A 25,467-nucleotide genomic window follows, 5' to 3' on the forward strand; every position below is an offset into this window, starting at 1 on the left:
GTGCTAAAACCTTTGAAACGGCAAAACCTCATGTCCAATCTCGGTAGCTGATTGTATTCCGTGCCCCACATCAGCGGTAAGAACAAAATCCCCTCAGATAAACTGGCATCCGCGATTTTTTCACCCCACCCTAGCCAAAAGACATCAACGTACACCCCTTCCGCGCTAGGACATGCGGCTAGTTCCTTTTCTCCCCAAGGAAGACATCCTCAGCCGCATTATCCTGTGAAAACAGCCGTACCTCGACGATGCGGCCATCGGCCACCGTCAGCAGGTCGATGCCGCTTTGATCCATGTGGATCGTCTCCCCCGCTTCCGTCGCCCGAGTGCCGGTGAACCTGACCGGCACCGCAACCACGTGTGCATTCACCATCGGACTTCCGGTTGGCTGCACCGTCAGCGTTCCTTGGGAAAACTCCATCATGGTGCTAATGAGGGAAACTACTGCATCAATGCCCTCATAGCTCCCGGAAAACTGGTTGTTGCCTGGTTGGTGCCACCGCACCTGCGGGTCTAAGAAGCCCACTGCATCAGTCACTCGCCCTTCGGCCAGCGCGGCAAAATACTGTTCTACAATGAAACGTGCTTGGATAGAGTGCTGTGGCATGTGAATACCTCTCCTCATGCGTCGAAAACCGGATGGGATCTACTGGACAAACCCAATGGTTACACACGCCCCCACAGTTACTTCAAGGTAACTATCACCCAAGGACAGTATGATGCCCGACACACACTGGAATATCTTTTTCGCCGATTGTCCCTCCCGCACCTCGCTCGCGCGAATCGCCAATAAATGGACCGCCATGATTGTCATCTATCTCGCATCCGGTCCCCGCCGGTTTGGCCAGATCAAAGAGAAGCTCACCGGGATCAGCGCCAAAGTTCTCACCGATACGTTGCGAGCACTAGAACGGGACGGAATTATCAATCGCAAGGAATTCGACGAAATCCCGATCCGGGTGGAATACGAACTCACGGAACTAGGCGAAACCCTCATCGAGCCGCTGTCTGCATTACGACGCTGGGCCGAGACCCACGCAGAGGACGTCATGGCGGCCCAAGCCAAATACGACAACGCCATTTCCTAACGCTTCTCGATAAAAAATCCTACACATGCACCCACCCCGCGCCACAAACTCAGTCAAAGCCGTAACGCGGGGTGGTGAGAATTGTTGTTAGGCAGGATTAGCCGAGATCCAATTGGAAAGCTTCCGCCTTGAGATCCGAGGCAATCTGTTCCAACAGCTCCTGCGAAACCTCACTGTCAACGCGCAAAATCAGAACCGCGCCATCGCCGGCGGTTTCCTGAGTCAAGGCAGCAGCAACAATATTGATGCCCGCAGCCCCCAACGCGGTACCAACGATGCCGAGCGCACCCGGAGCATCGGCATAGTTGAAGAACAGATTACGGCCAGCAGCCCGAAGGTCAATACCACGGCCATTAATACGAACGATCTTCTCAACCCGCTCTAAACCGGTAAGCGCACCGATAACGGAAATGCGCGTGCCATCAGAAGCGATTGCGGTGACATCCAAAACCGAGCGGTGAGAAACCGACTGCGGCGCCGTGGAAACCTCCACCTTGAGACCGCGCTCTTCAGCAATCGATGGGGCATTCACAAACGTCACCTGCTCGTCGATGATGCCGGAGAACAAACCGCGTACCGCAGACAAGCCCAATACTTCGACATCCTCGGTGGACAACTCGCCCCGCGCTTCAACTTCCAACCGCACTGGTGCCTTGCCCAGCATATGCCCCGCCACCAGGCCGAGCTTGCGAGCCAATTCCAGCCACAGGGCAACCTCTTCACCCACCCGGCCACCGGAAACATTGACGGCGTCGGCAACAAATTCCCCAGCTAGTGCCTTAAGAACCGAAGCAGCCACATCGGTGCCAGCCCGATCCTGCGCCTCCACAGTGGAAGCGCCCAGGTGCGGGGTCACAACAACTTCCGGCAGGGAGAACAGTGGCGAATCCGTGCACGGCTCGGTCTCAAAAACATCGAAACCGGCACCCCGGATGTGGCCCGCGGTGATAGCATCCGCCAACGCTTGCTCGTCGACAAGCCCGCCACGCGCCGCGTTGATGATAATTTGGCCCTTCTTTGCCTTGGCAAGCAGCTCAGCATCAAACATGCCAGCGGTTTCCTTGGTCTTTGGCAAATGGATCGTCACAAAATCGGAACGCGACATGAGGTCTTCCAGATCGGTAAGCTCCACGCCCAATTGGGCGGCACGCGCCGGGTTCGCATAGGGGTCGAACGCGAGAATGGTGGTTTCGAATGCTGCCAACCGCTGGGCGAAAAGTTGACCGATGTGGCCAAAACCCACGATACCTATGGTTTTACCGAAGATTTCCACCCCATTGAATGACGATCGCTTCCACGTCTTCTCCCGCAGGGTCTGATCCGCAGCAGGGATCTGCCGGGCGGTGGAAAGCAACAGCGAAATCGCGTGTTCGCAGGCGGAGTGAATATTGGAAGTTGGGGCGTTCGCCACCATGACGCCACGTTCGGTTGCCGCGGCGATGTCCACATTGTCCAGGCCAACACCTGCACGGCCAACAATCTTGAGGTTTGGTGCGGCTTCAAGCACCTCACGGTCCACGGTCGTAGCCGACCGCACTAGTAACGCGTCTGCTTCGGGCACTGCTTTTAGTAATTCGGCGCGGTTTGGCCCGTCTACCCAGCGCACCTCCACTTGATCTCCGAGCGCGTCAACTGTGGACTGCGCGAGTTTGTCTGCAATGAGAACTACAGGAAGGCCATTCTGGCTCACGTTGAAACTCCTGGGAAAAACCGTTTTGTCCGTGTAACACCAACACGACCGCGCCGATGCTACCCGTGTCCACACCTGGCTTCGTGGCGTGCGACTGGTTAAGAAGTGTAGTCCAGATTGAACAAGCCTTGAGTCACCGTGTAGCGAGTTTTTCTAAAACTACTGTTCAAAGCTGTTTTTGCCAATCTAATCTGAACCACCATCGGGGGTACTATTTATCGTATCGATTGAGCACAACCGGACGAGGGTCTAATTCTTTGACTGTGCTGGCTGTCGCCGGATCAGTTCTGCTAAGGCTTAAACCCGCGTGCACCCCGGGCGGAAGTTTCGCCATCTCCGCGTGATACCGTGCAGGCTCAGTGGTGTGCGTTTGCCACACAACCGCCAGTTCATCGGGCGGGGTGGAAAACTGCGCTAGTGAGAAATCAGGCTGATCAAGAAGCAAAATTTTTTGCGGCAGTCTGTGACTGTGCACCAGCTCAGCGAGCCACGTTTGGGTAGCCTCAACCTGTTCACGCGTGGGTTTTTCTAATGCAACACCAACGTTTGGTTGGTTGAGGATATCCGCCCAACCAGGATCGGTTTCAAGGTCGGGGTGCATGATAAGCGCATAGCCGCCTGCTTGAGTTATCGCCTCAACCCACACGTCAACGACATGCGGCGCCATTGCGGTTGCATCGAGAACAAAACTCGGTGTGATAATCCCATCGAAAACCTGCCCGTGGGTAGCCTCACGGCTTTGAAGCTGTGCGATTTTTTCGCGCACGTCCAGTGGCGCATCCGGTCGGGCTTGCGCCAACCTGATCGTCTCCGACACGACGATCCGCTTGGGAAACACCAAACCGCGTTTGCCCTCTCCCGGTTGATATTGTGCCGTAGAATCGACCATCCTTATCCGGTCTGCCAGCTGTTCCGAGCTGCCAAACTGACTGCCCAGTGCCACCAGCGGTTGATCTGCCAGACCGGTGACTTGACGCATGGTTTCGAGGTTGAACCGTGGATCCGGAGCTTCAAGGATTCGCACCGTTGCGCCGAAGGATCGTGCCGTGGCGATGGCGGCAACCGAAGATTCGGCTGAGGCAAGTACGATCGGCGCGGTGTCGGCGTCCCGGCGCGATTGGGCGGGAAATGGTTGAAGCCGACCAACCGCGTGCGGGGTTGGGGTGGTTGTTGGGTGTATCCAGCCGGGTTGCAACAGTGTTGCTTGTTTGCCGCCGAGTCCGGCGACGGCGCGGGGAACGTCGTGCGGAAACGTGATGCCTTTCGGGTTAAACGAAAACGCCGTTAACGTCCCGAGTGCTTCCGGGGTGCCGGGGTCTTTGATGATGGTCAGTTCGCCTTGGGTGGCGGCGAGTTTGGTGTCACCGACAACTAACACGTAGCGGGCACCCAGCCGGTGGATTTCGGAAAGAACCGTGGCGCGATTGCTGTCTTGGATGGTCAGCATCGGCGCGTGGCTTACCACCGCGATCGAGGCGGCCCGCAATTGGTCGGCGATGTCAGTTCCGGACACAACCACGGTTTCGGAGCTGTCGAAAAAGTGCCGGGAGGCGTCGACGCCTGCGTTTTCCGCGCCGTCAAGCACGACTGGGTGTTTCTGGTAATGCTGGGCAACGTGTCGGTTGAGGTTGGTGCTAAGTGCGTCTTTGAGATCCGGGTTGGGGTGGGTCTGCGCAGGTGATTGCGTGCTGGTTTGTTTCTGCACGACGGCGAGGTTTTCGGCTGTGCAAGCACCCAAAAGCAGTGTTGCCATAACGGCAATCGCTGCACCGCTTTTCGACGCCACCTCGTACCCTTTTCCTCGATTGTTTCCTTAGTGCGTTCAGCTAGGCGAAGGCACCAGGACCTTCCTCCCCGGCATATAGGTTAGTTTCATCGACATCGTGGACGGCCGCAACCCCCATGGCTTCTTCGATCATGCACAGCAGTCGTCGGCGCCGGTCGCTGAAGAATTCCGATGCTTGGGCTTTGAGCAGAAGGTTCGGATCCAATAGGTGGGATTCGAGTACAGCGTCGAATTCTGCGTCGTCAAGCAGGCTCTTGGACTGAATGCGGTACAAGTAACGTGCCGGTGAGGCTTGTTCCACCATGACGTTGGTGCGTCTGCTCATCGGTGTGCGGTTGAGAACCGAATCGGCGAGAATCCCATCGATACCGTTGGCTTCGCACCAGGTACTGGGGAAAATGCGTCGGAAGTGGGTGCCTTGTTCGGTGAATGTCTCGCTGTCGAAGACCTTGCCAGTGCGCCAATCTTTTGCGCCTCGCCCCATGATCAGAGCGTAGATTCCTTTGTATAGTCCGGATTTCGGGCCAGCCGACAGCAGCCGTGATTCCACGAACCGCGCCTGCGAGATGGACCTCGGTAGCGGTACGCCTTGCGAGCCGTTCCAATCCCGCACCCACCTGGTCACTTCGTCTACGTCTGTTCCGATGCGCACCATGAGGGCGGGTGAACCGTAGAGTTCCCCGAAGACACCGCACCAGAACCACCGGTGGATTCGATCCCACGCGGCTTGTTCCGCCAAAACGTGTGGTTCTTCCGCCAGCACCGCGATCATCACCGCAAGCGGGATCAGTTGTGACGAATACGGCACCTGTTCCGTGGTCAGAATGCAGCGTCTGGACATGAAAATTGCGGCCTCATGGAAGGCGATCCTCATGATGTCAGCTGCGGGTTTGTATTCGGCAAGGCTGAGTTTTAAAACAGATTCCCTAAAGCCGGAGGCGCGTCCCTTCTTGGCAGTGACGTACAGTGCCACGGCCGTGAGGAAATCCGTGCGATCGATGCCGTCTAATGCTGGGTGGGAGCGCAGCACGTTATCGGTAATAGCCCAGTCGTCTTGCATCCGGAAATCGGGGTCTTCCGTGGCAAACACAGCGGTGAGTAATTCGAATACGTCCATTTGCAGGCCCATCGAATTTGCCTGGGCGAAGATGGATCCGATTCCCGCTTGGGCGGTTTCCCGATCCAGCCGGATCATCGGAACTGCGTATCGCACCAAAGACTTGATGATCCGAGTGTAGAACTGCTTGGCTTGTTCCCTGGATTCAGCGTCGAAATTGGTGGCGATTTCGAAAAGCTGGTCCGTGCCGGCGTCGAAAAGCAAATCCGAAACCGGAATATAGCCCGCGGCGAGCGCGCATTCCCGGGTAGCTAATCCCCCTGGGATTTCTTGGGCGAAGTGCGACATGACCTTGCCGTTTTCGTCAACGGAGATTACGGCTTCGTCCGGCATAACATCAGCAGACACCGCTGTGCGTACGTCGATGAAGAACCGACGCCGAACTTTTTTATTGCGGAAATCCACCGATTCCACCAAACCATCGCCACGTAAGCACTGGTACAGGGTGGTCAGGCGTTGCTGACCGTCTAGTAACAACAAACCTGGGGCGACAGAGGCATCCGGTGCGGAGTGAATCGGCCGGGGCCGAAACCGCATGGGCTCGTTGCGGGTATCCAACGCCATGATTGATCCCATTGGGTAACCACGCAGCACCGTTACTAAAAGCGATCGAATTTGGTCAACATTCCACCGGTATTCCCGCTGAAAATCTGGCAACTGAAGATCACCGCGATCGATGCGGCTGAACAGGTCATAGAGATCGTAACTTGGTGTGGAAAAACCCATGAGGTGAAGTTTAGCTGTTCACCCTAACACTGCTCATATTTGCACGTCAGAACCGGGTTTTAATTACTTCCGGCGCCAGCCCGCCACGTTTAGGCCTGCATTTTTTAAAGCACATTTTTAACGGCAGGACTGTTCATGTGCGTGGTGCCCGTCGTCTTCTACCTGCACTGTTACATGTTTTATGCCAAGCTCACCCAAGGCGTGATGCACCCGGTCGAGGATTTCGCAGTAGTCTTTGGAGGGTGAGTCGGCCACAACGTGGCAGGAAGCGATGACTTCCGTTCCGTCTAACGACCACACATGAAGGTCGTGGATAGCCCGCACCCCTGGTAAGTTTTCGATCGTCTGGGAGATTTTCTCCACATCAACCCCGACCGGCACCTGTTCCAACAACACCCGCAGCGATTCCCACGCCAGCTTCAGCGATCGGGGCAGAATCAAGGCCGCGATCAACAGCGACGCCACAGTATCAGCCCACAGGATATCGAAGAATTTCATGCAGATTGCCGCGACGATAACCGCCACCGAACCGAATAAATCGACAAGGACGTGGAGATACGCACCACGGACATTCATATTGTCGTGAGCATGATTATGCAGCACCTTTGCGCCAATGGCATTGGCGCCTAAACCGATAGTACCCACCACCAACATGATTGTGGTGTTTACTTCTTCGCCTGCGGCAAATCGCTCGAAAGCCTCATAAACGATCCACACGGAAATTGCTGAGACGCTAATGGCGTTGGCGAAGGCAGCCACGACTTCGATGCGTTTATATCCATAAGTGGCTTGGGCTGATGCTTGTTTCCGCGCGATGGTAATCGCCAGTGCCGCTACCAACAGGCCAGTGGAGTCGGACAGCATGTGCATAGCGTCGGAAATCAAGGCCAACGATCCGGAAACCCAGCCGCCGATCAATTCCGCCAGGAAGATCGTGGCGGTAAAGCCAAGAACGGTTATGAGCGCTTTTAAGCTGTCCGCACCATGATGATGGTGGTGACTATGGCTGTGGCTGTGGCTGTGACTGTGTCCGTGGCCGTCATTATGCCCGTGACTATGGTCATGGTCATGCCCGTGATTGTGTCCATGGTTGTGGTTGTGATTGCCGTTGTGCTGCTTATCGTGTTCAGACATCATCGACCGCCCTGGTTCTGAATGGGGATAGCCCATGACCGTGTTATACAGCACAAACAGTTCGTCATCGTCGAAGGAAAAGTGGTCATGTGCGTGCGCTTTCTGCTGGGCGGGTGGCTGCATCTGTTGCGCGGAGTCACTGTATTTACAAAGGTGTCTGCCGTATTTCCAGGAGCTCTGGTGGCAGGTCGCGGCCGATCGAAATACCGAGGTCACTGAAATTCCTTTCCGCCGCAACACCATGTGTGCGTGTCACATACAAATGACTAGCCGTCACAAGGTTTGCTTATGCTTCCTAACATACCCAAGATTTTCAATAATGTCGATTTATTGAAAACGGCACCCGTCTATACATGTAAGCGCCGCACCGCCTGCACGTAGGCGGCGTAAAGTTCAATGTAATGAACTCTTACATCCACACCGCTTTAGACACGCGGAAATCTTTTTCAATAATTATTCCCCACCCCCGATAGAGATCAACCTATAACCGACGATCATGCAATAGAAAATTATTATTTTTTTCGGTATCTACCATGCTTGAGGCGGTGTGCTGCCGCTTTTCGACGACACAACCCCACCCAGCACAAAACCTGGCCGCCCGGTGACAGGCACGCACCGTTCCGCAGCTAGGCTATTTTATTTCCCTTCTGAGAATGCAAAAACCGCTAGCAGCAAACGGAAGTTCCCATTTATGCCACTAGCGGTTACGAAACGTATAACCGGTGAGGTTGTGATTATGCGGTTGCGTCAAGTGGGTTCTTCACCCAGCTCATCAGGTCGCGCAGCTTGGAACCGACCTCTTCGATCTGGTGATTCGCATAGGAAGCACGCAGCTGCTCAAGCTCCTTGTTGCCGCCTTCGACGTTGGCGATCAGACGCTTGGTGAAGGTACCATCCTGGATGTCCTTGAGGATTTCCCGCATGCGCTCCTTGGCACCGGCGTCAATAACGCGTGGGCCGGAAAGGTAGCCACCAAATTCCGCAGTGTCGGAGACCGAGTAGTTCATGTTGGCAATGCCACCCTCGAACATCAGGTCCACGATCAGCTTCAGCTCGTGCAGGCACTCGAAGTATGCCATCTCTGGTTCATAACCAGCCTCGACGAGGACCTCGAAACCAACCTTGACGAGCTCCTCAGCGCCGCCACACAAAACAGCCTGCTCACCGAAGAGGTCGGTGACGGTTTCTGCCTCGAAGGTGGTTGGAATAACGCCTGCGCGTGCACCACCGATAGCTGCCGCATAGGACAGGCACAGATCCTTAGCTTCACCCTTTGGATCTTGAGCAACAGCGATCAAGCATGGCACGCCCTTGCCATCGACAAACTGACGACGTACCAGGTGGCCCGGGCCTTTCGGCGCAACCATGCCAACGGTGATGTTTTCAGCAGGCTTGATCAGGCCGAAGTGGATATTCAGTCCGTGGCCGAAAAGAACGGCGTCACCATCCTTGAGGTTCGGTGCGATTTCTTCGGAATAGACCTTGGCCTGGCTGGTGTCAGGCACCAGGATCATGATGACATCCGCCCACGCAGCAGCTTCCGAGTTGGACAAAACGGTGAAGCCAGCTTCCTTTGCTTTTTCAGCCGACTTGGAGCCATCACGCAACCCAACAACGACCTCAACACCGGAGTCGCGAAGGTTCTGGGCGTGAGCGTGACCTTGGGAGCCATAGCCCAAAACCGCAACTTTACGGCCCTGGATTAAGGTGAGGTCCGCGTCTGCGTCGTAAAGCAATTCAATAGCCATGAGAAGGTTGAGCCTTTCTTCGAGGGATCTTAGAGATATTTATATCATATTATGAGACAAAAATACGCAATTAGTCTCATTTTATGGGATAAGTTATTGGCGGAAATTCGGAGCCATCGTCTTCGGACCGCGGTTCAACGCGATCTGTCCGGAAGAAATCAACTCCCGAATGCCAAACGGTTCCAGCACATCCAGCAGCGCACCGAGTTTACCTTGGGTTCCGGTTGCCTCAATGACAACCGAGTCAGGGGCGACGTCTACCACCCGAGCCCGGAAAATATTGGCAGCATCAACCACCTGCGGGCGATTCGAGGCATCCGCCGACACCTTGACCAGCATCAACGCTCGTGCGATTGTCACATCTTCTTCCAGCCGCACAACTTTTAACACCGGCACCAGCTTATTCAATTGTTTCGTGATCTGCTCGATGGCGATTTCATCCGCATCGACCACGATCGTAATCCGGTTGATGCCGTCGATTTCGGTATTTCCCGAAACCAAGGAGACCAGGTTGAAACTACGGCGGGTAAACATCGCCGACACTCGGGAAATAATGCCGTCTTGGTCCTCAACCATGACACTGAGGATGTGACGAGAAATAACATCATTAGCCATTATTTTGCAATCCTTTTCTTTTCTCGGTAACTCACATCAGTCTTGATTGTGGAGCAGTTCTTGCTCAGTCGGGCACGAATCTGTTTCAAATAATGGCCGCAATCCCCTGGCGTATTGGATATCGGAATTGGAGTGACCCGCCGCAACCATCGGCCACACCTGGGCATCTTGCCCCACAATGAAGTCGATGACCACAGGGCGATCGTTAATCTCGCGCGCCTTTTGGATCGTTGGTTCGATCTCTTCTTCCTTCGTCACCCGGAATGCAACGCACCCTTGAGCTTCGGCAAGCCCAATGAAATCGGGCATATATTCTGTCTGTTCCCGCAGCTTAGTATTGGAATAGTGTCCGTCGTAGAACAGCGTTTGCCACTGCCGCACCATCCCCAAGTTGCCGTTGTTGATTAACGCCACCTTGATCGGAAAACCCTCCACCGCTGCCGTGGTGAGCTCCTGGTTGGTCATCTGGAAACACCCGTCGCCATCGATCGCCCAAACTTCCTTCTCTGGCGCTGCCGCTTTGGCACCCAGCGCCGCTGGCACCGCGTAGCCCATGGTGCCCAGTCCGCCGGAATTCAGCCAGGTGCGTGGCTTTTCAAAGTCAATGAATTGGGCGGACCACATCTGGTGTTGTCCCACCCCAGCGCAGTAAATAGCATCAGGGCCAGCAAGACGCGACAGGGACTGAATCACATGCTGGGGTTCCAACAGCCCATCATCGGTGATCTGGTATCCCCGGGGGAATCGTTCTTTGAGGTCATTCAGGTGCGCCATCCACTCTGAGATGTTCACCCCACCAGGTACTTTCGCTTTGAACTCGGTGAACAACGCGGACAACACTTCCTTTGCGTCACCAACGATAGGGACATCTACCGCACGGATTTTCCCAATTTCAGCCGGGTCAATATCCGCATGAATAACCTTTGCCAACGGCGCAAACGAGGACGTGTCACCGGTGACACGATCGTCGAAACGCGCGCCGATGGTGATCAACAAATCGCTGCCCTGCATCGCACCAACCGCAGGAACAGTGCCGTGCATGCCTGGCATACCCATGTGAAGCGGGTGGGAATCCGGGAACGACCCAAGCGCCATGAGCGTGGTAACGACTGGGATGCCGGTGTGCTCGGCAAAAGCCTTTAATTGTTCCGATGCATCGGCTTTAATTACACCGCCGCCGATGTACAAAACCGGACGCTTGGACTCGGCGATCAGTTTTACCGCTTGCTCAATTGGACGGTTGTGCGGAACCGTCACGGGACGATAGCCAGGCAAGTCAATCTTTGGCGGCCAGACGAAATCCATCTCCGCCGCCTGAATGTCTTTCGGAATATCCACCAGCACCGGTCCCGGTCGCCCGGTGGAAGCCAGGTGGAAGGCCTCAGCGATCGCCTGCGGAATCTGCTCCGGTGAGGTCACCATGAAGTTATGCTTGGTCACCGGCATGGTGATACCGCGGATGTCTGCTTCTTGGAAGGCATCAGTGCCCAACATGTGCCGACCCACCTGACCGGTGATGGCAACTAACGGCACTGAATCAAGATGGGCATCGGCAATCGGGGTAACAAGATTCGTCGCGCCTGGGCCCGAGGTAGCGATACACACACCAACCTTGCCGGACACCTGGGCATACCCGGTGGCAGCGTGACCTGCACCTTGTTCATGCCGAACCAATACGTGACGCAGTTTCGTGGAGGAATACAACGCCTCGTACAGCGGTAGAACCGCGCCGCCTGGCAACCCAAAGACCAAATCGGTACCAAGGTTTTCTAATGACCGGACGATGGCCTCGGCACCATTCATGCGTTGCGCCTGTGCCTTTTGGCTACGGTTTGCCATCGTAGCGGGAGTGGGACGTAAGGAAGCTGCCACGACTTCTAACTCCTTGACTATCTGTTATGAAACTTGCTGCGAATATGGCATTCGCAGTTTCCCATCCTCACGCCTTATCAATAGGTGCGAAAAGAAGCGAAGATGAAAACCCTTGGTAGGTTGAACCGTTAAAACAAAAACCCTCGCTTCTACACTTGTGGTGTGAAGGAGGGCGCTTGACGATTCGACTTGAACTATGAAGCCGCTACGGCAGGCGCCGCGCCGGTTACCACGAGTACAAGTCGAATAATGTTCATAGCGTCACATAGTACAGCGCTAGGCACACCAGGTAACAATCCTACCCCCGGCACAGGGATCTGTCTGGGTTTTTCCTCCGGTTTCCCTATGCAAAATCTCCCCCGTTTCGGAACCAGGAACCAAGCAAATCTTTTATTTTTATTTCCTCAGCCGCATAGTTTCGCAACCAAAAATGTGAACCAGCTTTCCCTGCGTGCCACCACAGCACCTAGACGATTATGCTCGATGATTATGCCGCTTTCTTATATTGCGATTTCATTATGGTCGTGGGTCATTGACACCGGGCTCTCGCTCGCGTTATTGATCGTGATCGCATTTTTGATCCCCCGCGCTGGAAGATTGGCGATGTATTTCATCACCAACAAATTCGTGGCGGAAACGGAAGCGGACTCCAAAACACAATTGGCATTCGCCGGTGTAGTTGTCTACATCGCCCAGATCATCTCCTATTTCGTCGTCTTCGTCTTTATGCTCAAGGCGCTAGGGTTCTCTCTAGCAGGTGCCGCCATCCCCGCAACTGCCGCCTCAGCCGCTATCGGTTTAGGCGCACAATCGATCATTGCCGATTTCCTTGCGGGGTTCTTTATCTTAAGTGAAAAACAATACGGAGTCGGAGACTGGGTTCGCTTTGAAGGCGGGGCCACCAATATTGAAGGCACCGTCATCCAAATCACCATGCGGGCGACTCGAATACGCACGTTAGCTGAAGAGACCGTCATCATTCCGAATTCCAAGGCTGGGGTGTCGATCAACAACTCCAACCATTGGTCCTCCGCAGTCGTCGTTATGCCCATCCCGCTCACCCACACCGCGTCGGTAAGCGACACCATTGAGCGATCTACAGCCGCAGCTAACCGCGCCCTCACGGAACCCAAAGTGGCCGAAGTAGTCCTTGGCCCACTGGCGGTGCACCCCGCTGTTGGCATCACCGCCCCGACCACGCTGGGAATGCCGTGGAGCATCGACATGCGGTTCTTAGCCCAGGTTAAACCCGGCAGCCAGTGGCTAGTCGAACGCGCCATCCGGGTGAAGCTTATCGACGAATTCTGGGAGGAATACAGTACAACTGTAGAAACCTCACCCACCCTTTCGGCTGCCACCACCCCAATGGCGGAATTACCGGCGACCACCCGAATGCCTGCAACACCACCACCACAACCGGAAAAACAAACCACGGAAGGAACCCTCAGTCCCGCCGCAGCGGAATCCCAAACCGAGCGAGGATTACTCGTCGAAGACGACCCAGCCGTCACAGAACCCACCGGCACGTTTAACGACCAAGAAAAGCCACCTTCATTACAAGAAGAAAAAGTCACTGGTTGGGAACGATTTTTCAGCGTGGGCGGCCGAACCCGGGTTTCAACCACCATCCTGCTCGCGGCGATTGTGGTCATCCTTATTCTCAAAGGTCTCACCTTAAGCCCCGAAGGCACGGAGGCAACTGGTTGGTTAGCACCCCCTACAGCAACACCGCGCTCAACTAACGCCGTCCCACCAAGTGCTACCGCCCCGGAAACCGAGGCCGAATCAATGCCGGTATCCGAAACCGAAGCCACCAGCACTCAATCCAGCCCAGCTGTGTCAGAATCCCCAACAACGCAACCATCCGTTGCACCAGGCGCAACCGAAACCAATCCGCAGGCAGAACCACAAGTCCAGGAATCTGCTTCCCCACAGGCCGTTGAACCAGCACCATCATCAGACACCAATCCCGAAACCGGCATCGATGTCGAACCGCCCCTCACCGAGGAACCCCAGTCTGCACCATAACCACCACAGCAGTTACACCAAGCAGCCACCCGCAGTAGGCGCGGAAGGTTTGTGCGGCTATGAGTTTTAGCGACAACGGGCGAAACCCGTGTTCCCTTCCACAAAGGCATTGAACTACTATGAATTTTCATGAGCATTCCCAGTGACGATACTGCCAGCTCCGCCACACCTGCTGCAGAATTCAAACCAGACCGCACCCACATCTTGGCGGCGGTCATCATGTCCTGCATCATGTTGCTAGTCGTTGGAGCATTACCAAAGTTCCTTTTCTGGCTGCCACTGTTGCCCTTGATTTTCATCTACTGGGTGCTCAAATCCTGCACCGTGGTCGACGAATCTGGGATAACCGCCCACTATGCGTTCAAAGCCGCGCAGCATGTCGACTGGGACAACATCTCAGGAATCGGCTTCGCCCGCTCCACCGCGTTCGTACAAACCACCAACGACACCAAGCTCACCTTGCCTGGCGTGAGCTTCAACTCGCTTCCCCAGCTGGAAGCCGCATCTGCTGGCCGAATCCCCGACGCCCTTACCCAGGGGCGCATGGCTGCCAACGAAAAAGTAGTGATTGTCCACAAAGACGGCCGCCAGGTCCTCATCTCCAAAGAAGAGTATGAGGCTCAGCACGACAACACCGATTCCGAGCGTCACACCAACGACTAACCTGCTTGCTAAAATTCAAACGCTTCACCCTCATAGTTTCGTTTCCAACCAACCCGCCTAACTTTTTGCAAAGAAGACTGTTATGATCCCGCTCCGTTCCCGCATCACCACCGTCGGCCGCAATGCTTCAGGTGCCCGCGCCCTATGGCGGGCTACCGGCACCAAAGAACACGAATTTGGCAAACCAATCGTTGCCATCGTTAACTCCTACACCCAATTTGTTCCCGGCCACGTTCACCTGAAAAATGTGGGAGACATTGTGGCAAACGCAGTTCGCGAAGCGGGTGGTGTGCCCAAAGAATTCAACACCATCGCCGTCGACGACGGCATCGCCATGGGCCACGGCGGCATGTTGTATTCCCTGCCATCCCGCGAAATCATCGCCGACTCGGTGGAATACATGGTCAACGCCCACACAGCCGACGCCATGGTGTGCATCTCCAACTGTGACAAGATCACCCCCGGCATGCTCAATGCGGCACTGCGCCTCAACATTCCCGCCATTTTCGTCTCCGGCGGCCCCATGGAAGCAGGAAAAGTTGTGGCAGTCGACGGCGTAGCACACGCCCCCACCGACCTGATCACCGCCATCACCGCATCCGCGTCAGACGCAGTATCCGATGCGGACCTCGCCACCATTGAAGAGTCCGCCTGCCCCACCTGCGGTTCCTGTTCCGGCATGTTCACCGCCAACTCCATGAACTGCCTCACCGAAGCCTTAGGGCTCTCCCTACCCGGCAACGGCACCACGCTCGCCACCCATACCGCCCGCAAAGACCTGTTTATTCAGGCAGGCGAAATGATCATGGATATGTGCGCCCGCTATTACGGCGAAGGCGATGAGTCAGTACTGCCCCGCAGCGTTGCCACCAAAGCAGCATTCCGAAACGCAATGGCCTTAGACATGGCAATGGGCGGTTCCACCAACACCATCTTGCACACCCTGGCTGCCGCCCAGGAAGGCGAAATCGATTTCGATCTCTCCGATATCGACGAACTCTCCCATAAGATTCCGTGCATCTCTAAGGTGGCCCCGAACGGCACCTATCACATCGAAGACGTACACCGGGCAGGCGGCATACCCGCAATCTTGGGCGAACTGCGCCGCGCCGGAATGCTGGACGAGTCGGTGCACACCGTCGCCTACGACACTGTCGATGGTTGGCTCAACGACTGGGACATCCGGGGTGGTAAAGCTATCGACAAAGCCATCGAACTATTCCACGCCGCGCCGGGCGGGGTGCGTACCACTGAACCGTTTAGTCAGTCTACTCGGTGGGAGTCGTTGGATCTGGATGTGGAAAACGGATGCATTCACGATATAGCCCACGCGTATTCCGAAAATGGTGGTTTGGTTATTTTGCGGGGCAATATCTCCCCCGACGGTTCGGTGCTCAAAACCGCAGGCGTCGACGAGGAGCTGTGGGAATTCACCGGCCCGGCCCGAGTGTGTGAATCCCAAGAAGAAGCGGTGTCGACGATTCTCAAACGTGAGGTTCAGCCGGGCGAAGTTGTGGTCATTCGTTATGAAGGCCCCGCCGGCGGCCCTGGTATGCAGGAAATGCTGCATCCGACATCGTTCTTAAAGGGTGCCGGGCTTGGAAAGGTTTGTGCTCTGATTACCGACGGCCGGTTCTCGGGCGGCACTTCCGGTTTGTCCATCGGTCACGTCTCGCCGGAGGCCGCGCATGAGGGCGTTATCGGCCTGATTGAGAATGGTGATTCGATCACCATCTCAGTCAAGGATAGGGTCTTGAATTTGAACGTCGATGAGGAGGAGCTCGATCGGCGTCGAAAAGCAATGGCCGCGCGGCCGCATCCGTGGACCCCGGTTAACCGTGACCGGGTAGTCTCGAAAGCCCTGCGCGCTTATGCAAAAATGGCTACGAGTGCAGATAAAGGTGCCGTGCGCCAGGTTGATTAGCGTGGCGCGACGTTTCGCTTGCGGTGCCGTCAACCTGTGCTTTTCGACGCCCACACCAATCACCAACACAAGGAATCAATAGTTGTGACAGCAAATACCTACCTCGACCGCATTAGTGAAACTCTTTCTACCCGACCAACACTGGTTCGGGCACTCGTCGGGCTTGGTTTCGTGGTTTCTACCGTGATCATGGTGTGGCAAACCTTCGGTACTTCCGGTCATATCGACATGATCGTCTATCGAGCTGGCGCACAGGCGTATCTTGATGGCGGCAGTCTTTACGATCAGCCGTTTCCGGCCTACGATCTCATGCTGCCGTTCATCTACCCGCCGTTTGCCGCGTTACTTCTTAGCCCATTCACACTGCTCAGCCCCGATGCTGCGGGCTACGCGATGGTCGGCATTTCTTCGCTTTTGATGCTGCTGTGCGTGTGGTTTTTGGCCCAGTATCTCTTCCCTCAGTCAAATCGTGCGTTACTTCTTGCCTCATGGGGTTGGGGGTTCTGTTTGCTCGCGGAACCGCTGCGCCACAATGCCTCTTTCGGGCAGATCAATATGTGGCTGTTGGCGCTGGTGTTTTTGGACATCGTGCCGCGTAACCGGCGACTTCCGCAGGGGTGGCTCATCGGCGTTGCCGCAGCGATCAAGCTGACCCCCGTTGTCATGCTGTTCGTGTTCTTGCTCAAGAAAGACTGGCGGGCAATTGCGGCGGCGGTTGTCGGTGGTGCCGTCGCAACCGGCATCGGGGCGCTCCATAATGCGAAAGAGACCTGGGATTTTTATACCCATGCGATTTTCGTGATGAACGATAACTCCAAGATCGGGGTTAATGTCGCTTATATTTCCAACCAGTCGATTAAGGGAGTTATCACCCGATTGTGGCCGTCGAATGAGGCGGCCAATAACGCCACCTCAACGATCAATATCCTCTGGTTCGTGCTGATTATTCTCACAATCGCAGCGTTTTTCCTGGTAATTTCGCGGCTTTTGAAGCACAATCTGTTCTTTGAAGCGGCGCTGGCGAATTCTGCTCTTATGCTGCTTATCTCCCCTATTTCGTGGTCGCACCATTGGGTGTGGCTGCCGCTGTGGCTTCTGGTGGTTTTGTATTACGCCGCCTCGCTGCGCAATACCACCGTATTGTGGTTCGGTGCAGTGTTGAGCTTTTTCACGCTCACCATTCCGCCGCATTGGTGGTTAGGCGATCCGAAAGGTGATCAAGACTTCCAGCAGATTCTGTATATGAAGTTGTTTATGGATGATTATTTCTTCTGGGCAATCATCCTGACAATCATGATGACGATAGCGATACCGAAAATGAGCCACATCCGGTCACGGGTTCTGGCATAGCAGAACAAAGATACCAGTTTGCAAGCGGTAGCCGCTTCCAAGCACGAAAAAGCCACAGCAGTAAAACTTTACTTACTGTGGCTGAAAATTTTCCCGTTGTTGTTAATTCAGCGGATTCACGCCAGCGCCAAACCACCACAAGGCAACGGCACCAGCCACACCGATAATCGCAAAAAGCCAAGAGGAAACCAATGGCCTGGTTGCCCAGCTGCGGGTTGTGTCGAAGGAAATACGACCCGGACCGGTGAACTGCACCGCTACCGAAATGCCCATCAGGATCAGCCCCAACCACACCGAATCGGTGGGGTTTAGAATGTTAAAGGAGTCGGCGGTATTGACCGCATGAATTGCCATGAAAGTGGTAACCACGGTTGCAATTGCCGCAGCCACTGGGGTCACCAGGCCCAATAGCAGGAATACGCCTGCGGCCAATTGCATCGTTGGCACCGCAATCGCAAGGATCTCGGGCAGCGCGTAGGAGGCAAATTCTTTCTCTAACCCATTAAGTCCAGGCGAACGACCCAATTGGAAGAATGTTGAGATCGATTCCGCAAGTAGATACAGCGCCAGCACGATTCGCACGATGAAGATGCCGAAGTCGGTCGTGCCGCGTTTAACGCCTGCAACTGGTTGCTCGGTGTACACCGGGGTGGTGTCGATGGCTGGCTCAGCAACGGGGGCAGCCGCTAGTGGCTCTTCAATGAAGGCTGGTTCCTCATAGCGGACTGGTTTTGCCGGTTGCGGGGTATCTAGCACGACTGTTTCTTCAGCCGATGGTTGCACGAATACTTCAGTTTGCGATTCTGAAGCCGCGATTGATTGCGGTGCCGCCCGACCGGCTTTGTTGTATACATTGGTCGCCGATGTGGCGGCCTGACTGCCATTGTCGGAAAAAGCCGGAATGTCGTCGTCAAATCCGGAAGCTTGGTCTGGTCGTGTGTTCTCGCTCATACTTCATAAGCGTAGGTGAGTTTCTAGGCGGTGCTGGTTCAGCCACGCCTACGCGACCACACAATCTCCATAATTTTTAGTTTTAACTTATAAACAACTGCCCAATGCTTGCTCCAACGCGAACCGCTCTGCGTCTGTGACTGCCAAGTAGTATCGGGATTTTATGTCGATCTGCCTGCGCGCATAGTCGCAGTGGTAATCCGGATTTGGCGGTAACCACGTATCTGCAGTTTTGGCGCTTTTAGCGCGATTAGCATCCTTAGTGGTCGCTTGAAGATTCACCGGATCATTGGCGAAGTCTTGCCGCCGGGGCTCATCCCACAAATAAGCCCCGGCATACCAGGCGTCGGCAAGCGCAACGACATGGTCGATCGGCACTTCCTCGCTGGTGCCGTTGCCGCGCACAAAATGTATGGTCGCACCGGTATAAGGATCGGCCAACACCCCGCTTACAACCACGCAATCTCGGGTTCCTGGTTTGAAAGCCACCTCAGTTAAATCCCGAGCAAGGGTGTCGTTGCGGGTATCACAACCATTGTGTCCGCCTTCAACCGACACGTCATCGCTCCACCGCTGCCCGAACGCCTGGCGGTTATACTCAGGGATATTTGGGTCGAATGTTCGCCCCGGCAAGCCGTGCAACATCGCGATATACGGATCAGTGCTGCCATCGCTTGTCGACGCCTCCGGCAGCTGCGTAGCCATGTGGTCGGCCACAACTGCGCAGCTTGTCGCCAGAAAGCTACAGGCGAAAAGAATGATTACAAATGTTCGTTTCACGTTTCCGTCCAGGCTTTAGTACCGCAATGATTCAGATGCCTCAATCACAGCTGCGGTTAACCGTTCCAGTGCTGGCGATTCCAAACGCCACCGCTGCCAATACAACGGCACTTCCAGCACAGTGTCATCTAAGCGCGTTATTTCACCTGATTCAAGTAGCGGTTGTGCCTGTTGCAGCGGCAAAAACGACCACCCCAATCCCACCCGGGTTGCCTCCACGAATGCCTCGGCGGAGGGAATCTGCGAAATTCGACGATTATGTGGAATTTCATCGACCCGCCCCTTTAAATCTTCATCTTGGAGCGCGTCACGTGGACCAAACCGCAAGGCAGGCATTTTCGCCCAATCGATCTGACCACGGGTAGTGTAGCGATCAAGTAACCACGGGTTTGCCACGGACACATACCTCATGTGCCCTAGTTCGATGGATTCGCAACCTGAGACGGGATTTTTCTCGCGGGTAACCGCCCCAAGTACATCCCCGCTTCGTAACAGGTTAAGCGAATGGGATTCGTCCTCGATCCGTAACGTCAACGTTGCGGTATCCCAGCTTGCGACGTCGGCAAGCACCCGGGAAAACCATGTTGCCAAAGAGTCTGCATTAACCACAACCGATAGTGGAACTCGTGCAATACGCCCCCGCAACGTCGCTAACGTTTCTGCCTGCAATAACGCCATGCGGCGGGCTGCTTGCACCAACACCTCCCCTGCCTCGGTGGCGGTCACTGGCGCACCTCGTCTTAAAAGCACCCGGCCAGTTTCTTTTTCCAGTGCTTTGATGCGTTGGCTAACCGCCGACGGTGAGACCCCCAATGTGAGGGCAGCATCTTCAAAGCTGCCTTCATCGACGATAGCGAGAAGAGTTTGCAGGTGAATCGGGTTCATGAAGCTATTCTAACCTACCGTAACAAAACGTAATTTTACTTAATCCATTAGCCGCGGGACACTTGTCCACATGAGCATCGTGATCGCTGGTTTCCTTCTCGGAATCTCTCTTATCGTCGCTATCGGCCCTCAAAACGCGTTAATCATCAAACAAGGTATCAAACGCGAAGCAGTCGTGGCGGTATTGGCTGTCTGCATGCTCAGCGACATTCTATTGATCCTTGGCGGCACCGCCGGGGTTGGTGAGCTTATTGAACGCGCCCCCATCGCCTTGGTCATTTTAAAGTGGCTTGGTGCCGCCTACCTGGCTTGGTTCGGTTTCTCCTGTTTCCGCGACGCATTTAAAAAAGATGCTGACGCTCTCACCGTGGAATCTGAGACCTCCCCGCACGCTGTATCACCCTCCGACTCCGACTTCGGGCACTCATCGGGTGGCTCAGTGACCACCAAAACCACTACTCAAGCCCTGCCTCAGGTGCAAACCACCACCCGCACCTGGCTCAAACCGGTTCTCGCCGCATTGGCCTTCACGTGGCTTAACCCCGCTGCCTATATTGATGCGGTCATCATGCTCGGCGGCATGGCGAATCAGTATGGCACTTCCGGTCGGTGGCTTTTTGCCGCTGGCGCACTTTTGGCTTCCATGACCTGGTTTCCGCTGCTTGGTTATGGATCCACCCGCTTTTCGACGGTTCTCAGCCAACCCCAGGCCTGGCGCTTCATTAACTTCGCCATCGGCTGCATCATGGTGATGATGTGCATCCGCTTACTCATGCACTAACAATGACAAAAACTAACGCCCATATTCACAGCCAAACGCTTTTCGAATATGGGCGTTTCTCTATTCTCGTACCCAGCTTCCGATGACACCTGGGATTACTTTGGGTTGTTCGCCCAACAGCGCTTTGAGGTTGGCGTCTCGTTCAACACTCGCGGTAATACCCCGTATCGGCTTCTTCCGCTTACGCTGATTCTCATTATTGTTATTGTTCTGCCCACCAATCGGTGCCCCAACCATCGGGGTACCAGCACGCCCGCCACTATTTGCACCACCAGCACCAGCGGCTGACTTCACACCGCCTGCGCCAGCACTGTTTCCCACACTGCTGCCGTTGCCGGTTCCATGTGGGGTTTTCGGTGCCGCACCAACCCCACCACCAGTACCCATACCACTACCGAATCCACGGCCAGCACCACCACCAGCACCGAATGCACGACCACCAGCACCACCGGTTCCGCTTCGCATGCCAGCTGAACCTGCCCCACCGGCCATACCGTAACCACCGATCCCACTCATACCGGCACCAGTGTTACTACGACCACCACTGGTAGCGGAGTGCCCGTGCCGGAGCCCACCAGACGCGGGAACACTCCCACCACTGATACCGCCCCGACCACCAGACACACCGGGTGTCAGTCCACTAAATACCGGCGCATGTGCTGACACACCGGAACCACCCGGTCCTGCTCCTGTAGGAAGCCCGGTGATCGGTGGCATACCCGGTGCCGGTGCTGCCGGTGCACCCACCCCACCAGTAGTTGGAAGAGTCGCAGTCGATGCGGCCTGTGTCCCCATCCCCACAGGATGAAGCGTACTCGTCGCAGGTGAGGGCGGTGCGCCAGTAGAATCCGACCCGATTGCGGCACTACCACCACCAACACCAGCACTGTTATCAATCATCAAATTCCGAATCACTGGTACTGCTTGGGATAACGCACCGCTATACACCCCATGAAATGCTGTCAGATACAACTTCTCTGCTGCTTCTTTTTCCGCAGGGTTCGCAATAGTCTGCAACGCAGACAACGCTTGAGATGCCTGAGTATGAAAATGCGGAGCAATCGTCGACAACACCCCCACCGACCGAGCCATCTCCGTAGCATTCGCCGCGAAATACGACGCTTTCGCCGCAGTAGCCTTCATCCCCGCGGTAGCCCGCAACGCCGCAATCCCCTGATTCTGCGACGACAACTCGGATGCAATACCTTCTAGTTGTGTAGCGATACTCGTAGCCTGGGTGGCCATTGATTGCCAGTCCGCCGCAGCTTGGGCGGCTTGACCCGACTGTGTCGCCCCCAGTTGTGCGACTAACGTTTCCAACGACACTGATGGAACCGGGGTAGGTGGCAGGAATGGGAAATCCGCAAACGACGCCGCCGGTTTCGACGCAAACTCCGCTACATCATGCTCAAACGTCCCACCCGAATCAGCAGTATCCAACCCACGCGATAACGCGAGATCATGACCAGTAAACGCCATATGATTCAACCGGAGATTCATCCCCAACCACTCAACCAAATCCCGGAAACTCGCCAACACATCACGAGCACTACCAGCCCCACCCTGAATCACCTGAGCATGATTCACACCCAACTCACGCAAACCCGACAACGACGAAAACGCACCATTAATGCTGGAACGAGATGCCGTACGACTGATAAGAAAGACATTATTTAAAGCGGATTCGATTTCACCAAATGCATGTCTGAACGATGATGAATCAATCAGCATGGACATAACTAACCTTTCAAATTGAGGAACTCTTGAAATTTGTCCACTGCTTGCTGACACACCTCATGCCGAGTTATCCCAGACATGAGTCGATTTCCCATCCCATCAATGCTAAGCCGTCCACGATTCGTCGAAACCGCAATGGTGCATGACAACTCATCCGATTCATCCGGATACGTGTGAACATACATGCCCTCAGGAAGAACAAGACCAGGCTCATCACGAATTAAACCCGAAGACTCTAAAAAGTCATAGGTAATTAGATCAGCGCCTATAGAAAAGCCCACGGTACCTAAGTCAGGAGTGATTTCCAATAACCCACAATTATTGTAGTTTTCGTGAGATACCACAGACACATCCCAAACTTTTTGACCTAATTGTTCAAATTGCTTTTCGGTGATCTCCGTGCACGGATTGAAAAGAGAGAAGTTTGGATCATTCGGATCAAACGTTCCAGTACCCGCTTCCAACACCTCACCGAGCGTTTTCGGTTGATCCGCCTGCGATGACGCTGGTTGTTGTTGGGATTGCGACTGGTTTTTGGCAGCCAAGTACTGAGCAAAAGGTGTAGATAACCCGCAGCCAGAAAGCAGAAAGACACAACACACCACAGTTGCTATCAAGACGCGGTGCGCTGAATGAGCCGTCATCTGATTAGGGACAGTCCTGGCATGCATTGACATTTTCTTGACCATTTCCTCAAAACCGCCTTTCAACGCCACTGACAACCAGTGTAAAACCATATAGACAACGTGCTCTATACAGTTAGACTCACTCATCACCCCAACCGGTTCCATAAAAAATACCGCCACCCCCAAACGGGTAAACCACCGCCACCCTGGCGGCGTCGACAAGCACCCACGTAATTCATCACGTCGGAGATTCCACCCACCCAGCACTAAAACCCCAGGAAAGAACCAGGCGACCGCCCACAATCCCCGACTTCCAGAAAACCAGCACAACAGCCCCAACCCAGGTGCCGCACTGGCGGCGTCGACAAGTTTGATTGGATGGGGGTTGTTTATGCACGAAAAAGCGACATGGGTAGTAAAACGTTCCCATGTCGCTTCGTGTATGGAGGTTGTTTTAAGAATTGAGCTTCTTAGCGATCAGCTGGTTGACCTGACCGGGGTCAGCCTTGCCACGGGTGGCTTTCATGACCTGGCCGACGATAGCGCCAACAACTTTGGTGTTACCGGCCTTGTACTTCGCCACGATGTCTGGGTTTGCAGCCAGGGCTTCGTCGACAGCTGCTTCGATGGCCCCGTCGTCGCGCACGACTTCAAGACCGCGGGCGGCGATGACTTCGTCCACATCGCCTTCGTCCGCAAGCACGCCATCGACAGCTTGGCGGGCGAGTTTATTGGTAAGTTTCCCTTCATTAATGAGCGAAACTACCCGAGCAACCTGCTGCGGAGTAATGTGCAGCGCCTCAAGGTCAACGCCTGATTCTTTCGCCTTCTGAGAGAGGTAGGAGACCCACCAGGAACGTGCTTCACCGGAGGTGGTGCCTGCTTCAATGGTGGCGATGATAACGTCCAACGCACCGGCGTTAACCAGGTCGCGCATTTCAAGGTCAGTAAGCCCCCACTCTTTTTGCAGTCGAGCTTTACGCACCCACGGCAGCTCCGGAAGTGTTGCCCGGATTTCTTCCACCCATTCTTTCGGCGCGATCACCGGCGGCAGGTCGGGGTCGTTGAAGTAACGATAGTCCTCAGCCGTCTCTTTGATACGACCAGAGGTGGTGGTGCCGTCAGTCTCATGGTAGTGACGGGTTTCTTGAATGATCTCACCACCGTCCTCAATGACTCGGGCTTGCCGTTGCATTTCGAACCGAACTGCCTGCTCGACAGACTTAAGGGAGTTGATGTTTTTGGTTTCCGTTCGGGTGCCAAATTCGGTGGCACCAATGGGCTTCAACGACACATTGGAATCGACGCGCATGGAGCCTTGATCCATCCGTGCGTCGGAAACACCCAGTGCTTTCACAAGGTCGCGAAGTGCAGAGACATAGGCTTTTGCTACCTCTGGGGCGCGTTCACCGGCACCGATGATTGGCTTGGTCACGATCTCAATCAGTGGGACACCAGCTCGGTTGCAGTCCACCAAGGAGGAGGTAGCGCCATGAATTCGGCCATCAGCACCACCTAAGTGGGTGAGTTTTCCGGTGTCCTCTTCCATGTGGGCGCGTTCGATTTCCACCCGCCATGGTGTGCCGTCTTCCAGCACGACATCAAGGTAGCCGTCGTATGCGATAGGCTCGTCGTACTGCGAAATCTGGTAGTTCTTTGGTTGGTCCGGGTAGAAATAGTTTTTGCGGGCAAACCGGGAGGATTCCGCGATTGTGCAGTTAAGCGCTAGTCCGATTTTGATGGCCCATTCCACTCCTTTTGCGTTGACCACTGGTAATGCGCCAGGCAGCCCCAGCGAAACTGGGTCAACGTTGGAATTTGGTTCCGCGCCGAAGTGGGCGGAGGAAGCGGAGAACATTTTGGTTTCGGTTGCAAGCTCAACATGGACTTCCATGCCCATTACTGGCTCGAATTTTTCTAAAACCTCGCCGTAGTCCATCAATTCATCAAAAGCTGCTGTCATACC

20 protein-coding genes are annotated in these 25,467 nt (G+C 55.0%); 6 read left to right on the top strand and 14 right to left on the bottom strand.

Annotation, left to right across the window (positions count from 1 at the left end; all coding sequences use genetic code 11):
* Positions 1–178 precede the first annotated feature (178 nt).
* Positions 179–607 carry a nuclear transport factor 2 family protein gene (locus Q4D85_RS05985; RefSeq protein ID WP_303198931.1) on the bottom strand — a complete coding sequence of 143 codons (429 nt, stop codon included), beginning with the start codon at positions 605–607 and terminating at the stop codon, positions 179–181.
* A gap of 109 nt (positions 608–716) precedes the next feature.
* Here Q4D85_RS05985 and Q4D85_RS05990 point away from each other — a divergent pair, with 109 nt between their 5' ends.
* Entirely contained in the window at positions 717–1,088 is a 372-nt protein-coding gene (locus tag Q4D85_RS05990; protein ID WP_303198933.1) for a helix-turn-helix domain-containing protein, read from the top strand.
* A 97-nt stretch (positions 1,089–1,185) separates the two neighbouring features.
* Here the strand turns inward: Q4D85_RS05990 and serA are convergent, their stop codons facing one another.
* From serA to Q4D85_RS06025, 7 genes are all read right to left on the bottom strand, one after another.
* Positions 1,186–2,778, bottom strand: a complete 1,593-nt coding sequence (gene serA, locus Q4D85_RS05995; protein ID WP_303198935.1) for a phosphoglycerate dehydrogenase — start codon at positions 2,776–2,778, stop codon at positions 1,186–1,188.
* 211 nt (positions 2,779–2,989) lie between these two features.
* A complete protein-coding gene (locus Q4D85_RS06000) occupies positions 2,990–4,564 on the bottom strand; it encodes a cell wall-binding repeat-containing protein (protein WP_303198936.1) in 1,575 nt (524 codons plus the stop codon).
* A 40-nt stretch (positions 4,565–4,604) separates the two neighbouring features.
* A complete protein-coding gene (locus Q4D85_RS06005; protein WP_303198938.1) occupies positions 4,605–6,407 on the bottom strand; it encodes a DUF262 domain-containing protein in 1,803 nt (600 codons plus the stop codon).
* Between the two features lie 117 nt (positions 6,408–6,524).
* Positions 6,525–7,541: a cation diffusion facilitator family transporter gene (locus Q4D85_RS06010; RefSeq protein ID WP_303199037.1), complete on the bottom strand. Its 1,017-nt coding sequence runs from the start codon at positions 7,539–7,541 to the stop codon at positions 6,525–6,527.
* 734 nt (positions 7,542–8,275) lie between these two features.
* Positions 8,276–9,289, bottom strand: a complete 1,014-nt coding sequence (gene ilvC / locus Q4D85_RS06015) for a ketol-acid reductoisomerase (protein WP_303198939.1) — start codon at positions 9,287–9,289, stop codon at positions 8,276–8,278.
* Between the two features lie 93 nt (positions 9,290–9,382).
* Positions 9,383–9,904 carry an acetolactate synthase small subunit gene (gene ilvN / locus Q4D85_RS06020; RefSeq protein ID WP_303198946.1) on the bottom strand — a complete coding sequence of 174 codons (522 nt, stop codon included), beginning with the start codon at positions 9,902–9,904 and terminating at the stop codon, positions 9,383–9,385.
* 36 nt (positions 9,905–9,940) lie between these two features.
* On the bottom strand, positions 9,941–11,797 hold the full coding sequence (locus Q4D85_RS06025; protein ID WP_368502273.1) for an acetolactate synthase large subunit: 1,857 nt from the start codon (positions 11,795–11,797) through the stop codon (positions 9,941–9,943).
* Positions 11,798–12,259: 462 nt separating this feature from the next.
* Here Q4D85_RS06025 and Q4D85_RS06030 point away from each other — a divergent pair, with 462 nt between their 5' ends.
* The 4 genes from Q4D85_RS06030 to Q4D85_RS06045 all read left to right on the top strand — a co-directional run bounded on the left by Q4D85_RS06030 (position 12,260) and on the right by Q4D85_RS06045 (position 17,741).
* Positions 12,260–13,804, top strand: a complete 1,545-nt coding sequence (locus Q4D85_RS06030; RefSeq protein ID WP_303198952.1) for a mechanosensitive ion channel family protein — start codon at positions 12,260–12,262, stop codon at positions 13,802–13,804.
* Positions 13,805–13,933: 129 nt separating this feature from the next.
* Complete coding sequence (locus tag Q4D85_RS06035; RefSeq protein WP_303198954.1) at positions 13,934–14,467, top strand: PH domain-containing protein; 534 nt, start codon at positions 13,934–13,936, stop codon at positions 14,465–14,467.
* 82 nt (positions 14,468–14,549) lie between these two features.
* Complete coding sequence (gene ilvD / locus Q4D85_RS06040; RefSeq protein ID WP_303198956.1) at positions 14,550–16,391, top strand: dihydroxy-acid dehydratase; 1,842 nt, start codon at positions 14,550–14,552, stop codon at positions 16,389–16,391.
* An 84-nt stretch (positions 16,392–16,475) separates the two neighbouring features.
* On the top strand, positions 16,476–17,741 hold the full coding sequence (locus Q4D85_RS06045) for a glycosyltransferase family 87 protein (RefSeq protein ID WP_303198958.1): 1,266 nt from the start codon (positions 16,476–16,478) through the stop codon (positions 17,739–17,741).
* Positions 17,742–17,843: 102 nt separating this feature from the next.
* Here the strand turns inward: Q4D85_RS06045 and Q4D85_RS06050 are convergent, their stop codons facing one another.
* From Q4D85_RS06050 to Q4D85_RS06060, 3 genes are all read right to left on the bottom strand, one after another.
* A complete protein-coding gene (locus Q4D85_RS06050; RefSeq protein ID WP_303198960.1) occupies positions 17,844–18,692 on the bottom strand; it encodes a DoxX family protein in 849 nt (282 codons plus the stop codon).
* Positions 18,693–18,779: 87 nt separating this feature from the next.
* On the bottom strand, positions 18,780–19,472 hold the full coding sequence (locus Q4D85_RS06055) for an HNH endonuclease family protein (protein ID WP_303198962.1): 693 nt from the start codon (positions 19,470–19,472) through the stop codon (positions 18,780–18,782).
* A gap of 15 nt (positions 19,473–19,487) precedes the next feature.
* On the bottom strand, positions 19,488–20,357 hold the full coding sequence (locus Q4D85_RS06060) for a LysR family transcriptional regulator ArgP (RefSeq protein WP_303198963.1): 870 nt from the start codon (positions 20,355–20,357) through the stop codon (positions 19,488–19,490).
* Positions 20,358–20,427: 70 nt separating this feature from the next.
* Between Q4D85_RS06060 and Q4D85_RS06065 the strand changes: the two genes are divergently transcribed.
* Entirely contained in the window at positions 20,428–21,138 is a 711-nt protein-coding gene (locus Q4D85_RS06065; RefSeq protein ID WP_303198965.1) for a LysE/ArgO family amino acid transporter, read from the top strand.
* Between the two features lie 60 nt (positions 21,139–21,198).
* On the opposite strand, the gene Q4D85_RS06070 is transcribed toward Q4D85_RS06065, so the two are convergent.
* The 3 genes from Q4D85_RS06070 to gatB form a co-directional block, all read right to left on the bottom strand.
* The gene (locus tag Q4D85_RS06070; protein ID WP_303198966.1) at positions 21,199–22,875 is read right to left on the bottom strand and encodes a hypothetical protein; all 1,677 of its coding nucleotides are present in this window, start codon (positions 22,873–22,875) and stop codon (positions 21,199–21,201) included.
* 2 nt (positions 22,876–22,877) lie between these two features.
* On the bottom strand, positions 22,878–23,591 hold the full coding sequence (locus Q4D85_RS06075; protein WP_303198968.1) for a DUF3558 family protein: 714 nt from the start codon (positions 23,589–23,591) through the stop codon (positions 22,878–22,880).
* A gap of 364 nt (positions 23,592–23,955) precedes the next feature.
* Positions 23,956–25,464, bottom strand: a complete 1,509-nt coding sequence (gene gatB / locus Q4D85_RS06080) for an Asp-tRNA(Asn)/Glu-tRNA(Gln) amidotransferase subunit GatB (protein ID WP_303198970.1) — start codon at positions 25,462–25,464, stop codon at positions 23,956–23,958.
* Between the last annotated feature and the right edge of the window lie 3 nt (positions 25,465–25,467).

This window comes from Corynebacterium sp., from assembly GCF_030532965.1.
Classification (GTDB): Bacteria; Actinomycetota; Actinomycetes; order Mycobacteriales; family Mycobacteriaceae; genus Corynebacterium.

What these genes read in the sequence shown, in the direction of transcription:
- ilvN (WP_303198946.1), bottom strand. Translation starts at nt 9,904, where the DNA reads ATGGCTAATGATGTTATTTCTCGTCACATCCTCAGTGTCATGGTTGAG.
- Q4D85_RS06065 (WP_303198965.1), top strand. Translation starts at nt 20,428, where the DNA reads ATGAGCATCGTGATCGCTGGTTTCCTTCTCGGAATCTCTCTTATCGTC.
- ilvC (WP_303198939.1), bottom strand. Translation starts at nt 9,289, where the DNA reads ATGGCTATTGAATTGCTTTACGACGCAGACGCGGACCTCACCTTAATC.
- Q4D85_RS06010 (WP_303199037.1), bottom strand. Translation starts at nt 7,541, where the DNA reads ATGTCTGAACACGATAAGCAGCACAACGGCAATCACAACCACAACCAT.
- gatB (WP_303198970.1), bottom strand. Translation starts at nt 25,464, where the DNA reads ATGACAGCAGCTTTTGATGAATTGATGGACTACGGCGAGGTTTTAGAA.
- Q4D85_RS05985 (WP_303198931.1), bottom strand. Translation starts at nt 607, where the DNA reads ATGCCACAGCACTCTATCCAAGCACGTTTCATTGTAGAACAGTATTTT.
- Q4D85_RS06070 (WP_303198966.1), bottom strand. Translation starts at nt 22,875, where the DNA reads ATGTCCATGCTGATTGATTCATCATCGTTCAGACATGCATTTGGTGAA.
- Q4D85_RS06030 (WP_303198952.1), top strand. Translation starts at nt 12,260, where the DNA reads ATGATTATGCCGCTTTCTTATATTGCGATTTCATTATGGTCGTGGGTC.
- Q4D85_RS06035 (WP_303198954.1), top strand. Translation starts at nt 13,934, where the DNA reads ATGAGCATTCCCAGTGACGATACTGCCAGCTCCGCCACACCTGCTGCA.
- Q4D85_RS06060 (WP_303198963.1), bottom strand. Translation starts at nt 20,357, where the DNA reads ATGAACCCGATTCACCTGCAAACTCTTCTCGCTATCGTCGATGAAGGC.
- Q4D85_RS05990 (WP_303198933.1), top strand. Translation starts at nt 717, where the DNA reads ATGATGCCCGACACACACTGGAATATCTTTTTCGCCGATTGTCCCTCC.
- Q4D85_RS06005 (WP_303198938.1), bottom strand. Translation starts at nt 6,407, where the DNA reads ATGGGTTTTTCCACACCAAGTTACGATCTCTATGACCTGTTCAGCCGC.
- ilvD (WP_303198956.1), top strand. Translation starts at nt 14,550, where the DNA reads ATGATCCCGCTCCGTTCCCGCATCACCACCGTCGGCCGCAATGCTTCA.
- Q4D85_RS06050 (WP_303198960.1), bottom strand. Translation starts at nt 18,692, where the DNA reads ATGAGCGAGAACACACGACCAGACCAAGCTTCCGGATTTGACGACGAC.